Source organism: Nocardiopsis metallicus, from assembly GCF_014201115.1.
GTDB lineage: Bacteria > Actinomycetota > Actinomycetes > Streptosporangiales > Streptosporangiaceae > Nocardiopsis > Nocardiopsis metallicus.
Genome location: NZ_JACHDO010000001.1, coordinates 3925247 through 3938553, shown reverse-complemented (window position 1 = coordinate 3938553; position 13307 = coordinate 3925247). Strand labels below are relative to the sequence as shown.

Sequence of the window (13307 nt, the reverse complement as noted above, 5' to 3'; positions counted from 1 at the left end):
CGCGCAGGCGGGTTTCGAGAAGACCACCATTGACACCGCGGCGCCGGAATATATACGTTCCGGAAACATACCGTCTGGTCGGTTAAATCATAGGTGGGTGCCATGAGTTTCAACCTCGCGACGATCCTTCAGGAATCACGGCGGGAGAACCCGGACAAACCCCTCTGCCACATCAACGACCTGGAGTTCAGTTACGCCCAGGTCGACGAGATCTCCGGGCGGGTGGCCTCCGCGCTGCGCGGCCTCGGACTGGAACCCGGGGACCGGGTCGCCGTCCAACTCCCCAACCTGCCCCAGTTCCTGTTCACCTACTTCGGCATTCTCAAGGCGGGCCTGGTTATGGTCCCCCTGAACCCGCTCCTCAAGGCGCCCGAGACCGCCTACCACCTGACCGACTCGGGGGCACGGGTCTTCGTGACCTTCGAGATGTTCGCCGAGGAGGCGGTGCGGGCGGTCGAGCTGGCCGAAACCGGGGAGAGCGTGCGCACGTACGTGGTGAACCTGCCCGGCAACGACGAACGCCCCGAGGGCACACTCCACTACGACGAGCTCTACTTCGCCGAGGACTTCGGCGAACCCGAGCCCACCGGGTCCGACGACACCGCCGTCCTGCTCTACACCAGCGGCACGACCGGCAGGCCCAAGGGCGCCGAGCTCACCCATTTCCAGATGTACATGAACTGCACCGTGGGCGGTGACCTCTTCGGTTTCCGCGACGACGACATCGGCCTCGCGGTCCTGCCGCTCTTCCACATCTTCGGCCTGTCCAGCGTGCTCAACGTGGCGGTGCGCAACGGTGGCACCGTCGTGCTGGTGCCCCGGTTCGAGACCGCCGCGGCGCTGGAAGCCATGGAGAGGCACCGGTGCACGATCCTCGCCGGGGTGCCGACCATGTACCAGGAAATCCTGCACAGTGACACCGGGGGCCGGGACCTGTCCACTCTGCGTGTGGGCGTTTCCGGAGGCGCGTCGATGCCCGGCGAGGTCATGCGCGCCTTCGAGGAGAAGTTCCCCGGGATGGTGATCCTGGAGGGGTACGGGCTCTCGGAGACCTGCGCCGGGGCCACCTTCAACATCAACGCCGAGCAGCGCAGGGTCGGCTCGATCGGTAAGCCGCTCTGGGGAGTGAGCGTGCGCGTGGTCGACTCCGACGACCAGCCGCTCCCGCCCGGCCCCGACCAGGTGGGGGAGATCGTGGTCCGGGGCCACAACGTGATGAAGGGTTACTGGAACCGTCCGGAGGCGACCGCCGAGGCCTTCCGCGGCGGCTGGTTCCACACCGGCGACCTGGGCTACACCGACGAGGAGGGCTACTTGTACGTCGTCGACCGCAAGAAGGACCTCGTCATCCGCGGCGGGTACAACGTCTACCCGCGTGAGGTCGAGGAGGTCCTGTACGAGCACCCCGAGGTGACCGCCGCGGCGGTGATCGGGCGCCCCGACGCCCGCCTGGGTGAGGAAGTCGTGGCCTGTGTGTCCCTGGGCCCCGGCGCCGGTGCCACCGAGGAGGACCTCATCGCGTTCTGCAAGGAGCGGCTGGCCGCCTACAAGTACCCGCGCGAGGTGCGCCTGTTGAGCGAGCTCCCCGTCGGACCGACCGGCAAGATCCTCAAGAAGGAGCTCCGCCCCCTGGCCACGGGCGGGAGCGGGGCCTAGGCCGGGAGCCGCGGACCGGTTGCCCGTACCGGCGAACACCACCAGCGCCCCTCCAGGCCCCCGGGCCCGGTTTCGGCCCCCTCCTCGAAGATGATCTTGCTACCAGGGGCAAGTTCGGCGCCGAACTTGCCCCTGGTAGCAAGATCATCGGGGGTGAGGGGGTTTCGGAAGCAGCGGACGACCCCCAGGTGCGGGTTACGGACACCCGGCTCGCCCGGAGCCGACACCGCAGCGCTGGACCCCGCCCTCACCACCGGCTGGTCCGGTGGCACGGGTGACCGGCCGCGACACGCGACCCGATCCGCGCAGGGCTGGGGAGACCGCTTCCCTCGCTGCCGTTTGTCCGTTCGGGCGAATGACCGGCCGCGACACGGCCAGGCGTTGCGCTCCGGGGTGGGGGAGGCGCCGGCCGAAGGCCGCGCAGTTGCTGTTGGGCCCCTCTGGGGCCCGTCTGCCGCCCCGACCACTCCTGCCCCGTTTCCCGATAGCCGCCCACCGCCGTCGTAGCGAAGCGGGTCAAGGTGGAGCGCCCGGAGCGAAGCGAGGACGTACGACCTTGAGGCGCGCAGCGTAGACGGCCACCATCACGCGGCGGGAAACGGGGGAACCGCAACCAGAACTGCAGGCCCCCGCCCCCGCAGAGGACCCACCCCGCCCCCGCACAGGCCCCACCCCGGATGCCCTACCCGAGCCTGAGCCTGGCCCGGAGAGCCGCTCCGTGCCAGCCTCTCCGCTTCTCCGGGCCCCAGCGCTTTCTCCGGTCCCTTCGCTCCGGATTCGCCAACAGCATCCCACCCAGGTGGTGCCGGGCCCAGGTGGTGCCGGGCCCCTCGAACGCTCTTCGTGACGGCTCCGGGCCGCGCTCGCCCAGGGGTGGTGGGGGTGGACATGAACGCCGACCACCTGGCCGCCTGGCGCCTTGAGATGCACGGTAACCCCATCGGGGATCCGCGCCGCTTCGACGACGACCTGTCCGGTACCGCTGAGCATCGTGGCGCCCAGGTCCGGCACGCCCTCACCCGCCTTCTGCGCTGGGCCCAGGCGTGCGGTGTGAAGGCGATCCCGGTGGAGGACCTGGACCTCACCGACGCCAAGGGACGGGAGAGGCGCGGCCGCAGGAAGCGGTTCCGTCAGCTGATCTCCGGGATTCCCACCGGCAGGCTCAGGGCCCGCCTGGGTTCCATGGCTGATGCGGCCGGGATCGTGATCGGGGTTCAGGGAGCTCGCCACCCCGGCCCGGAGCGCGCACACGATGCGCGTGCCCGGGCCAAGGGAGGACGAACGCCGGCAACCAGCGCACCCAACACCGTTCGGGGCGCGCGCAGAGCTCGGGAGCGGCAGTAGCCGCCACTCCTGGGCACTGCTGAGGAGCGGTTCCTAGGGCAGGTACCGCGGGGCGCTGGCGCGGCTCTCGTGGTGCAGTCGGTGCAGGGCGGTCACGTAGTACGTGGTGTCGGAACCAGCGGGTGCGGTGAAGGTCGCGGAGCCGTCCTCGTCCGCCCGCACGGTGCCGAGCATGGCGCGCGGGTCCTCGATACCGCAGCGGGCCTGGTTCGGTGCGGGCCTGCCGTCGAAGGCGTACACCGCGTAGTAGGCGGGTGCCTCGCCGGGGCCGGGCCTGATGTCCAGGACGGTGCCGCCGTCCCCCTCACCCGCGCTCACCCTCGGGGGAGCGGGGACGGTTCCGCCGAGGTCCCGCTTGACCGGCACCAGGGCGGGGTGCGAGTAGTGGTCCTCGACCAGGATCTCCATGGCCTCCTGGGCGTTGGTGCGCAGCGACGTCGCGCTGAAGTAGACGTCCCCGTGGACCCCGGGGTAGTCCTTGTTGAAGTCCAGGTGGCTGGAGAGCTCGTTCGGGTCCTGCCACGCGCCCGCGTTGCCGACCTTGTAGGCGGCCTGCCCGATGTACAGGTGCGTGTCGGTGCCCGAGGCGACCTCCTCCCACCAGGGGACGAGGACCGAGTAGTCCGCGACGGGCAGCCCGATCTCCCAGTAGACCTGCGGGTTGATGTAGTCCAGCCAGCCCTCCAGGACCCACTTGCGGCTGTCGGCGTACTGGTTGTCGTAGGACTGGGTGCCGTTGGTGTCCGACCCCTCGGGGTCGGTGTTGGAGTTGCGCCAGATCCCGAACGGGCTGATCCCGAACTTCACGTGCGGCTTGGCGTCGTTGACCGCGTCGCTCATCCCCTTGACCATGAGGTCGACGTTGTCGCGCCGCCAGTCCCCGATGTCGTCGAACCCGGAGCCGTACTCGGCGTAGGTGTCCTCGTCCGGGATCTCCAGGTCGGCGACCGGGTAGGGGTAGAAGTAGTCGTCGAAGTGCACCCCGTCCAGGTCGTAGTTCTCGACCGAGTGCATCATCGCCTCGATCACGAACTCGCGGGCCTCGGGGATGCCGGGGTTGTAGTACAGCAGCCCGCCGTACTCGAAGATCCAGTCGGGGTTCTGCCGGGCCGGATGGTCCTCGACGAGGGCGTCGAGATCGTTGTGCATGGCCACCCGGTAGGGGTTGTACCAGGCGTGGAACTCCAGGTTCCGGGCGTGCGCCTCCTCGACCGCGAACTCCAGCGGGTCGTACCCGGGGTCGACGCCCTGCTCACCGGTGAGCCATTCCGACCATGGCTCGTACGGTGACGGCCAGAAGGCGTCAGCGGTCGGTCTGATCTGTACGAACACCGCGTTGAGGCCGTTGTCGACGGCCTCGTCGTACAGGTCGACGAGGTCGGCCTGCTGTTTCTCGGGGCTCTGGCCCTGCGCGGTGGGCCAGTCGATGTTGTACACCCCGGCGATCCACTCGGCCCGCATCTGGTGCTTGGGCGGGGCCTCGGGGTCGCTGACGCAGGGCGCCTGGCTTTCCGGTTCGGGTTCAGCGGCGGCCTGCGGTGCGTGGAGCAGCGCCGCGGTCAGCGCCGCCGCGAGGGCTCCGCTGAAGAGCGTGGTCCGGGAGGCGGCACGTGGTGAGGTGGTGCGGGGGAACGGAGCCGAGGGATCGGGCCGTGCGGCGGTTCGGTTCCGGTGCGGGTACGCCAAGGTTGCTCCTTCAGGCTTGCGTCGTACGGACGGGGACCTGGGAGAGCCACCTCTTTGCCGGTGTTCCTCCGGTGGGTCCGCGTGCGACGGTCAGCTCGGGCTTAGGAGAAAACCTTCATGATTTACCCGCTGATTGCAACACTCCTACGCGAGGTTGGGGCAGATAGGTGAAATGCGAGGTTTCTTAGCTTTAATTCCTTTTTGGTGGAATTGTGGCGCTGATCTTTCGCTGTTCCCCGCGTTCAAGTGTGCCTACTGGTCTTCGAGCGGCGAGGTCAGGAGCAATCCGGCTCCGGTGGCCGTGCCCGCGCCGATGCCCTTCAGCGACAGCTCCTGGAGCGCCTCGCTGTCCTGGACGATGGCTTCCCCGATGAAGTGGAAGCGGGCCGGACGGCCGCCCAGGCGCTTCCACTTCGCCGCCGTGACGCGTAGGGCCTCGCCCAGCTTCAGGTCCAGCCACGCGTCGAACTCCGACTCCGGCAGGGCGACCTTCTTCGCCCTCGGCCTGGGGTTCTCCTCCGTGGGCTCCGCCTCGCGCTGCGCGGTGGGCGCGGTGATGAGCTCCCAGCGGACGGCCTCGCCCTCCGGGTGCCGGGTCATCGGCAGGATCGAGGCCGACTTCGCCCCGGAGACCTTTCCCCAGGCGGGAGCGGTGTCGGAACTGATCACCAGAGTGGTGGGGGAAAGGCGCGCCCACAGCACCCGGGCGTCGGATTCGGGGTCGGGGTCGACGGCCTTGCGCACGGCCCGGCCCATCACCGCCCACTGGTCCATGCCGATGCTGCGCTGGGGGTCGAGGCTGATGCGGGACAGGTACAAGGAGATCCGATCTGGGTCGTCCCGCCGAAGCGGGGAACGGGTACGGGCACCGGGCACCGGAGGAGTCCGGGCCCGTGGTGGGGTTTTCCAGCCTACGAGGGGTGGGCCCCTGGTCAGCCCACCCCTCACCGCCCTGGGCGTCCGACGGGCCTCGGGGGCCCGACGCCTTCGGGTCCGTGCGCTCCGACAGCACGCCCCCGGCGCCGAGGCCCCGGTGTCAGCCCCAGGTCATGTGGATGGCGTGCTCGAAGTCGACCCACCCGGCCCGGCGGAAGGCGTTGGCCATCGGGACGTTGCCCAGGTCCGTCGCCGCCCGGATCCGGGGGACGTCCAGATCGGCCATGACACGGGTGCCCTCGGCGAGGATGTCGTCGATGTACCCGTTGCCCCGGTGCTCGGGCAGGACCGCGAGGTAGCCGATCACCGGGTTGTAGTGGTTGTGGCCGGGGGTGACGAACCCGACCGGCGTGCCGTCGGGCAGGGTCGCGATCCGCCACCAGGACCGAGGGCTGGTGTAGCGGGCGAGCTCACCCTCGAAGTGCTCCTCCGCCTCCTGCCGCGGGCTCATCCGGGCGAGGTTGGCCCTGCTGTGCGCGTCCAGGGTGCCGTCCAGGACCCGGGTCATCAGGCCAAGGAGCTCCTCGGCGTCCCGGACCGGACGGAAGCGCAGGCGGTCGCTCGGCGGCCGGACCGGTGAGCCGGGGAGCCATTCCAGGCGTAGCCGCTCCACGAGCGGGCGTGCCCCGGCCAGTTCCAGAGCCGCCAGCCGGTTCAGGACCGGGCGCGCGGTCGCCGGATCCGAGCGCCAGTCCGCCGGGGTGAAGCGGACGTGGTCGGGCGGGGTCCCGCAGCGGGGCAGAACCCGCGCCATGGCGGTTCGCAGGAGCCGCTCGAGGAGCTTCACCCGGTCGGATTCCTCCAGGTCCGGGCCTTCGTCGTCGACGTCGAGGATGTCCAGCAGGTAAGGGGAGGGGCTTGCCTCCTGGCTCCACCAGGCGGCCCGGGCGAGGATCCGGTCACCGTCCAGGGCGACCCACATCCACTCGGGTCGGCGCCGTCCGGCGGCGAGGTCCTCGGCCAGTTCGTGGTTGAGGGTGTAGGGGAGCCGGTTGAAGAGGTCGATCTCCGCGGGCCCGGTGATCGGGCGCAGAATGAGGCGGCCGTGCGGGGTGTCCGGGTGGTTCTTCCGTACGCGTTCAGTGGTCAAGGCACACTCCGGTGAGAGAGCGCCCGAAGGATCATCAGGTCAGCGGTGGTCCGCTGGCTGGTGTGGCTCGGACGCGGCGATGGTGGCGAGGATGCTCATCGTTATCCCTCTTTCCTTGGCGTGCCCCGGCGCGGCGCCGGGGCGGGAAGCCCTTGTTCTACCCGATCCGGCGCCGCACCGCACGTCCTTTTTCGGTGCCGGACGTCCCCTGTCAGGCCGTTCGACCCGGCCCGCCGCCCCGGTGCCACGAGCCCTCAGGAGAGCGCTTCGCCGATGCGCGGCACCAGGTTGTCGAGCGCGTACGGGATCGACAGCACGGAGTTGTAGGTGACCGCGCCGCGCTCGTCCAGGGCGGTGGCGACGACGGCGTCCCCGCGTACGACGTCGAGGTTGTCGAACACGCCGGCGTCCTCGGTGATGTCGAAGTCCTCGTCGTCGCTCATCACGAGCAGCAGGTCCCCGTCGAGCAGGTCCACGCGTTCCGTGGACAGCTCCACGAAGAAGTCGTCCCCGCTGTCCCGCTCGCTGATCGCCTCGGGGATGTCGAAGCCGAGTGACATGAGGAACCTGCCGCGGGCGTCCCCGGGCAGGTAGGCACCGTACTTTCCGTCGTAGGGCAGCACGGCGGTCCCGGTGAGCCCCTCGAACTGCGGGTACTCGGCGCGTGCCTGTGCGAGGAGTTCGTCGGTCGCCTCGTTGAGCGCGACGCCCTCCTCCGGACGGCCTAGATGTACTGACCTGAGAGGTTAGGAACACGAGAAGCGGGAGGGCCGCCAACGGCGGTGTGGAACCGGTGGTGATTGTACTCGTGCAACCACCCACCGAACGCCTCCCGCTTCTCGGTCTCTGATCGATAGGGGCGGGCGTAGGCCCATTCGTCGACCAGGGTGCGGTTGAACCGCTCGACCTTGCCGTTGGTCTGAGGCCGGTAAGGGCGGGTGCGTTTGTGCTTGATCCCGGCCTTGACCAGGGCGTCGCGCCACAGGTGGGACTTGTAGCAGGACCCGTTATCGGTCAGTACCCGCTCCACGGTGATCCCGACCGAGGCGAAGTAGGAGTTGGCTCGTTCCCAGAACCCGACAGCGGTCTCCTTTTTCTCGTCGGCCAGGATCTCGGTGTAGGCCAGCCGCGAGTGATCGTCCACGGCGTTGTGGAGGAAGGCATAGCCAACGTTGGCGCGGTTCTTGCGGCCTTGGGGCCGCCCCAGCGTCTTGTGGCCGCCGCCGTCGGGGATGTTGCCGAGCTTCTTGATGTCCACGTGCACGAGTTCACCGGGCCGCTCGCGTTCGTAGCGGCGCACGGTGCGGCCGGTGGCGCGGTCCAGGTGGGACAGGCGGGCGCACTTGTAGCGGGTCAGGACGCGGTGCACGGTCGAGGCGCACATGCCCAGGTGCCCGGCGATGCGGGCTGGTCCCCAGCGTTTGAGGCAGCGCAGTTTGATGACGCGGCGCTCACGGTGGGTGGGGGTACGCCGGGGTGAGTGGTGCGGGCGGCTGGAGGCATCGACCATGCCCGCCTCGCCATGGGCGCGGTAGCGGTCGGCCCAGCGTTTGGTGGTGCTCACGCTGGCCTGGAAGCGTTCCGCGGCCCTACGCAGTGTCCAGGTCTTCGACCACGCAGCGGGCCAACTCCAGGCGTCCGGCGGGTGTGAGACGGGCGTTGGCATGGGTAGTGTGGGCCACGGAGGGCCTCCTGACCTACTTCAGGTGTTGATCTAGACAATCCACACCTATGTCGGAGGCCCTCTCTTGCTGTCAAATCACTGCCGGGCCGTACTCAACCTCTGTGGTCAGTACACCTAGAGCGGTGGCGATGACCTCCGTCACCTCGTCCCGGGGCACGGTGTACGCGGCGGTTCCGGCGGGCCGCGCCACCACGGGGGCGATCTGGGAGAGGTCCTCGTAGACGGCGTCGTCGAACCCGGCGGAGACACCGATGATGAGGTCGGGGGCGAGGTTGGCGATCTGCTCGATGTTGGGTTCTGAGTCGGAGGCGATCCGGGTCAGCTCGGAGTCCCCGACCAGGTCGTCGGTCCACGGGCCGAGCCCGGACTCGTAGAACGTGTAGCCGGTGTTGCCGACCGGGACGAGGTCCAGGGCCAGGACCGCGTCGGCGTCCGTGACCCCGAGGGTGACCACGCGCTTGGGTTCCTCCTCGATGGTGGTGCTGCCGAACTCGTGCTCGACGGTCACGGGGAAGGCGCCCTCGGCGGCCTGCGGTGGGGGAGAGCTCTCCGACGCGTCCTCGCCCGCGTTCCCGCAGGCGGTGAGGGGGAGAAGGACAATGAGGGCGCACGCGACCGGGCGCGGGACGAGGCCGGTGGACATGGGGCTCCGTTCACTAAGGTTAGGCACGCCTACCTTAGTCTTGCGTCGGTGGGACACCGACAGTGCCCCGGCCCGCCGCGCCTTCCCGCTCCGGGGACCCCTCTGCCAGAATCCCGGGTATGACCCGGACCCCGGTATGCGTCGCCTGCGAGGGGACGGTCGCCCCCGACGGCCACTGCTGGGACTGCGGCGCGGACCAACCGGACCACAGGGTGCGGATGGAGGCCATCGGGGCCAGGGGCGCGGCGGGTGTCAGCGACCGGGGGTCGCGGCTCGGGATCAACGCGGACGCCCTGGCGCTCGCGGCCGCGGGAGAGTGGACCGCCGGGGTGGTCTGCGACGGGGTGTCGATGTCGCCGAGGGCCGAGCGTGCCGCTCAACTCGCGGCGGAGACCGGCTGCGCCGCCCTGGCTGAACGGCTGGTCGGCGGAGATCTCCCCGAGACCGCGCTGAGCCGTTCCGCCGCGCGCGCCGGGCGGGCGGTCGAGGCCCTGTCCGGCGCCGGATCCCCAGCCCCCGCCTGCACCTACGTGGCGGGCGCGGTGGGTCCCGAGGGCCTGTGGGTCGCCTGGATCGGAGACAGCCGCGCCTACTGGCTGCCCGAACGGGGACCGGCAGTGCTGCTGACGGAGGACGACACAGGGGAGTTCGGCGCGATCTCGGCGTGGTTGGGAGCCGACGCGGAACCAGCCGAGCCTGGTTCGCGCAGCCTGCGCCCGACGGGCCCCGGCGTGCTGTTGCTGTGCACCGACGGGCTGACCCGCTACCTGGCCAATCCGGACGAACTGAGAGCCGCCGTACCGCCCCCGCGGCCCGGGGACTCGTGGCTGCCCGCCGCGCGCGCCCTGGTCGGACACGCGCTCGACCGGGGCGGGCACGACAACGTCACCGCCCTCCTCCTTCCGGTCGGCGACCGGTGACCGCGGGCTTCACCGGGGCGGCAACCCCGCGACCGGTCGGGCCCGGACCCCGGGGAGGTTGACAGGCAACCTTCCCGTGCTCCACTCTCACAGCTATGAGAACCCCCCTGTCGAGCCGCCCGACCGTTCGCCGGTCCTTCCGGGCAGCTGACAGGGCGCGTCGTGGAACGCCGGGCATCATCCTGCGCCGCGGACGCCTGGGTTCCCCTCCGCACTGTTGATCCGCCGCCTCCGTTGCGAGGCCCGCGGCGTCCGGTGCGTCGACTCCCTTCCCCGGGGACGGGCGCTGACCGGTGGTTTCCATGCCCGAGCCCGGCTCCGGCACGACCGTCGGCGAATCAGTCCACGCTGCCCCGTGTCCCCGTGTCCCCGTGTCCCCGTGCCCCCGTGTCCGGTCTCCGGGCCGGGCGGCCCCCGAACCCGTGACGCCGTCCCGCGCCTCGGCGGCCCCTTCCGCCCTCGTCAGCGATCAGAGAGACAGAGAACATGAGCCCCAGCCTGACCCCGAGAGCCAACACCGAGGCCGTCGAGGCCACCCGGCCCGCGAAGCCCGCCCTTCGGGGGAGCACCGCCGTGGACACCGCCCTGGTCGAGGGGCCGCGCACGCTGCGGCGCCTCCCCGAGGGGGAGTCGCCCCGCCCCTACGAACTGTTCGAGGTCCGGCCGCTCGGTGCCCTGATCGGCGCGGAGATCCACGGGATCGACCTGCGGGAGGAGATCGGCGAGGAGCTGCGCGCCGAGCTCAACCGCGCGCTGCTGGAGTTCAAGGTGGTCTTCTTCCGCGACCAGCCCATCGACTCCGCCCGCCAGCAGGAGATCGCACGGCTGTGGGGTGAGCTGGAGACCAACCCGTTCATCGAGCAGGGCGACGACGTCCACGTGGCGCGGTTCGCCAAGAGCGAGGCCCCGCCCAGCTACGAGAACGTCTGGCACACCGACGTCACCTGGCGGGAGGCGCCCGCGCTCGGCGCCATCCTGCGCCTGGTCGAGGTCCCGCCGGTCGGCGGCGACACCATGTGGGCGGACATGGCCGCCGCCTACGACAACCTTCCCGAAGAGATCAAGGAGCGCATCGAGGGGCGCACCGCGGTGCACGACGTGATCCCCGGGTTCTCCCGGTTCCTGGACGAGGACCGGCTGCTGGAGTGGCAGGACCGGTTCCCGCCGGTCGAGCACCCCGTCGTGCGCACCCACCCCGAGACCGGACGCAGGACGCTGTTCGTCAACGTCTCCTTCACCACCAGGATCGTCGGCATGGACGACGCGGAGAGCGACGAGCTGCTGCGGTTCCTCTTCCAGCAGGCGCACACCCCCGAGTTCCAGGTGCGCTTCCGGTGGGAGCCCAACTCGATCGCGTTCTGGGACAACCGCGCCACCCAGCACTACGCGGTGAACGACTACCACCCCCACCCCCGGGTCGCCGAGCGCGTCGCCATCGTCGGCGACCGGCCCTTCTGATCCCGTCTCCCGGCCGCCGTCCCGGTTCCCGCGGAACCGGGACGGCGGCCGACCTTGACCTCACGTCGGGTTGAGGTTCTAGCGTTGGGCTCCGCCAGGTTCCCCGACGGAAGGCCGTCTCATGCTTCGCACCACCGTGAATCCCTGGACCTACCCGGAGGGCATGGACCAAGGGGTCCTCATCGAAGGCCACCAGCGCCTGCTCTTCGTCAGCGGGCAGTGCTCCGTCTCCGCCACGGGCGATTCGCTGCACCCCGGTGACATGCGGGCCCAGACCGCGGTCGCCCTGGACAACGTCGAGGCGGTGCTGCGCGGGGCGGGCATGGGGTTGGGGAACATCGTCCGCATGAACACCTACGTCACCGACGTCGAGGCCTTCTTCGCCGAGGCGGGGGAGATGATGGCCGAGCGCCTGGCCGCCTTCGACGTACGGCCGCCCGGGGTCTGCGCCGAGATCAGCCGTCTGGGCCGCCCCGAACTGCTCGTGGAGCTGGAGGCCTTCGCCGCCGACTGACCGAGCCTGTCCGGCCCGGCCCCGCACCACCCCCACCAGGAACAGCAGCGACACCACTGACCCGGCCAACACGAGAGCGAACACCACGCGCCCGTGCACCAGCTGAACCAGGAGCCCGGAGACCAGTGGCCCGACCACCGACGGCAGCAGCCACGCGGCGGTCAGTGGAGCGGAACATACGAGGGCAGGCGTCCTCGTGCACGAACCGTGCGATGACCGCGTACAGGAACCGAGTCGATGCCGCCGCCGACGCCCCGGAGCAGTCAGCCGAGTACGAACACCTCCATGGCGGGTGCGACTACGCACAGAGCGGTCCCCAGCGGGAACGTGGAAGCACCGAACAGCAGGGGCCGCGACCCCCGGTCCCAGAGCCGGACGGCCGGGGCGGGGGTCACAGCCCGGCGGTCATGGCGTCCCGTCGCTGTCCGCGTGCTCCCCGGCCCCGACCACCAGGGCGATCTTGCCCCTGCCGTGGCCGGTCTCCACGTCCAGATGGGCCTTCCACACCTCGTCCAGCGGGAAGGTCTCGCGGATCGTGATGGTGAGCCGCCCCTTCGCGCACAGGTCGAGCAGCTCGCGGAGCCGGGCCGCCGACCGGTCGCTGCTGATCCACTGGCAGCCCAGCTCCTTGACCAGGGCGATGTCGACGATCGTCCCGATCCGGCTCCGGTCCCCGACCAGTTCGACCGCGGTCCGCAGGTTCTCGTGCCCGGCCGCGTCCAGGGCCGCGTCCACCCCCTGCGGCGCCGCGGCCCGGATCCGCTGGAGCTGCCCCTCGCCGTACTCGACCGGCACCGCGCTCAGGGATCGCACGTACTCGTGGTTGGCCGGGCTCGCCGTGCCCACCACCCTGGCTCCGCGTGCCACGGCCAGTTGCACGGCCACCGTGCCGACCCCGCCCGCCGCGCCGTGCACCAGCAGGGTTTCGCCCTCGCCCACGCGCAGCCGTTCAAGTGCGGTGTGCGCGGTCTGCCCGGAGGCCGACAGGGCGCCCGCGGCCAGCCACGGCACCTCCGCGGGTTTGTGGACGACCTGTTCGGCGGGCACGGTGACGTACTCGGCGTAGCAGCCGAGGACCCGGTACCCGGCGACCTCGTCGCCCACGGAGAACCCGGTGACCCCGGCACCGGCCCCGGCCACGGTTCCGGCGAACTCGTTGCCCAGGACCTGCGGGAACTCGATGGTCGCACCCGGTGGGGTCCAGCCGTCCCGGATCGCCGCGTCCGTCAGCTGGACGCCCGCCGTCCGAACCCGGACCAGGAGCTCTCCCGGGGCGGGCACGGGACGCGGCAGGTCCCGTACCGTCAGGTTCTCGGCCGGCCCGAACGCGTCGATCGCGGCGGCCCGCATCGTGGCCCCGGGAGTAGTGCCTTCCG

At 70.5% G+C, this 13307-nt stretch carries 11 protein-coding genes and 1 pseudogene; 5 read left to right on the top strand and 7 right to left on the bottom strand.

Features of this window, described 5'->3' with window-relative positions:
• Positions 1-102 precede the first annotated feature (102 nt).
• Both HNR07_RS17140 and HNR07_RS17135 read left to right on the top strand, forming a co-directional pair.
• Positions 103-1656 (top strand): long-chain-fatty-acid--CoA ligase, encoded by a 1554-nt coding sequence (locus HNR07_RS17140; protein ID WP_184365849.1) that lies wholly within the window; start codon positions 103-105, stop codon positions 1654-1656.
• 888 nt (positions 1657-2544) lie between these two features.
• Entirely contained in the window at positions 2545-3000 is a 456-nt protein-coding gene (locus tag HNR07_RS17135) for a hypothetical protein (RefSeq protein WP_246420364.1), read from the top strand.
• Between the two features lie 33 nt (positions 3001-3033).
• Here the strand turns inward: HNR07_RS17135 and HNR07_RS17130 are convergent, their stop codons facing one another.
• The 6 genes and pseudogenes from HNR07_RS17130 to HNR07_RS17105 form a co-directional block, all read right to left on the bottom strand.
• On the bottom strand, positions 3034-4686 hold the full coding sequence (locus tag HNR07_RS17130; RefSeq protein WP_184365848.1) for a glycoside hydrolase family 10 protein: 1653 nt from the start codon (positions 4684-4686) through the stop codon (positions 3034-3036).
• A gap of 252 nt (positions 4687-4938) precedes the next feature.
• Entirely contained in the window at positions 4939-5505 is a 567-nt protein-coding gene (locus HNR07_RS17125; protein ID WP_184365847.1) for a type I-E CRISPR-associated protein Cas6/Cse3/CasE, read from the bottom strand.
• A 217-nt stretch (positions 5506-5722) separates the two neighbouring features.
• Positions 5723-6712, bottom strand: coding sequence for a GNAT family N-acetyltransferase (locus HNR07_RS17120; protein WP_221318852.1), 990 nt, complete (start codon positions 6710-6712; stop codon positions 5723-5725).
• 254 nt (positions 6713-6966) lie between these two features.
• A complete protein-coding gene (locus tag HNR07_RS17115; protein WP_246420361.1) occupies positions 6967-7335 on the bottom strand; it encodes a hypothetical protein in 369 nt (122 codons plus the stop codon).
• A gap of 101 nt (positions 7336-7436) precedes the next feature.
• Positions 7437-8394, bottom strand: a pseudogene (locus tag HNR07_RS17110) (IS481 family transposase).
• A gap of 72 nt (positions 8395-8466) precedes the next feature.
• On the bottom strand, positions 8467-9039 hold the full coding sequence (locus tag HNR07_RS17105) for an ABC transporter substrate-binding protein (protein ID WP_246420358.1): 573 nt from the start codon (positions 9037-9039) through the stop codon (positions 8467-8469).
• A gap of 119 nt (positions 9040-9158) precedes the next feature.
• Here HNR07_RS17105 and HNR07_RS17100 point away from each other — a divergent pair, with 119 nt between their 5' ends.
• The 3 genes from HNR07_RS17100 (at position 9159) to HNR07_RS17090 (ending at position 11931) form a co-directional block, all read left to right on the top strand.
• The gene (locus HNR07_RS17100) at positions 9159-9959 is read left to right on the top strand and encodes a PP2C family protein-serine/threonine phosphatase (RefSeq protein WP_184365846.1); all 801 of its coding nucleotides are present in this window, start codon (positions 9159-9161) and stop codon (positions 9957-9959) included.
• 486 nt (positions 9960-10445) lie between these two features.
• Entirely contained in the window at positions 10446-11417 is a 972-nt protein-coding gene (locus HNR07_RS17095) for a TauD/TfdA dioxygenase family protein (RefSeq protein WP_221318851.1), read from the top strand.
• Between the two features lie 121 nt (positions 11418-11538).
• Positions 11539-11931 carry a RidA family protein gene (locus HNR07_RS17090; RefSeq protein ID WP_184365845.1) on the top strand — a complete coding sequence of 131 codons (393 nt, stop codon included), beginning with the start codon at positions 11539-11541 and terminating at the stop codon, positions 11929-11931.
• 405 nt (positions 11932-12336) lie between these two features.
• Here the strand turns inward: HNR07_RS17090 and HNR07_RS17085 are convergent, their stop codons facing one another.
• On the bottom strand, positions 12337-13281 hold the full coding sequence (locus tag HNR07_RS17085) for an NADP-dependent oxidoreductase (RefSeq protein WP_184372167.1): 945 nt from the start codon (positions 13279-13281) through the stop codon (positions 12337-12339).
• Positions 13282-13307: the final 26 nt, after the last annotated feature.

Coding starts and splice junctions, on each gene's coding strand:
- HNR07_RS17135 (WP_246420364.1), top strand. CDS start 2,545: ATGAACGCCGACCACCTGGCCGCCTGGCGCCTTGAGATGCACGGTAAC.
- HNR07_RS17100 (WP_184365846.1), top strand. CDS start 9,159: ATGACCCGGACCCCGGTATGCGTCGCCTGCGAGGGGACGGTCGCCCCC.
- HNR07_RS17095 (WP_221318851.1), top strand. CDS start 10,446: ATGAGCCCCAGCCTGACCCCGAGAGCCAACACCGAGGCCGTCGAGGCC.
- HNR07_RS17105 (WP_246420358.1), bottom strand. CDS start 9,039: ATGTCCACCGGCCTCGTCCCGCGCCCGGTCGCGTGCGCCCTCATTGTC.
- HNR07_RS17140 (WP_184365849.1), top strand. CDS start 103: ATGAGTTTCAACCTCGCGACGATCCTTCAGGAATCACGGCGGGAGAAC.
- HNR07_RS17085 (WP_184372167.1), bottom strand. CDS start 13,281: ATGCGGGCCGCCGCGATCGACGCGTTCGGGCCGGCCGAGAACCTGACG.
- HNR07_RS17090 (WP_184365845.1), top strand. CDS start 11,539: ATGCTTCGCACCACCGTGAATCCCTGGACCTACCCGGAGGGCATGGAC.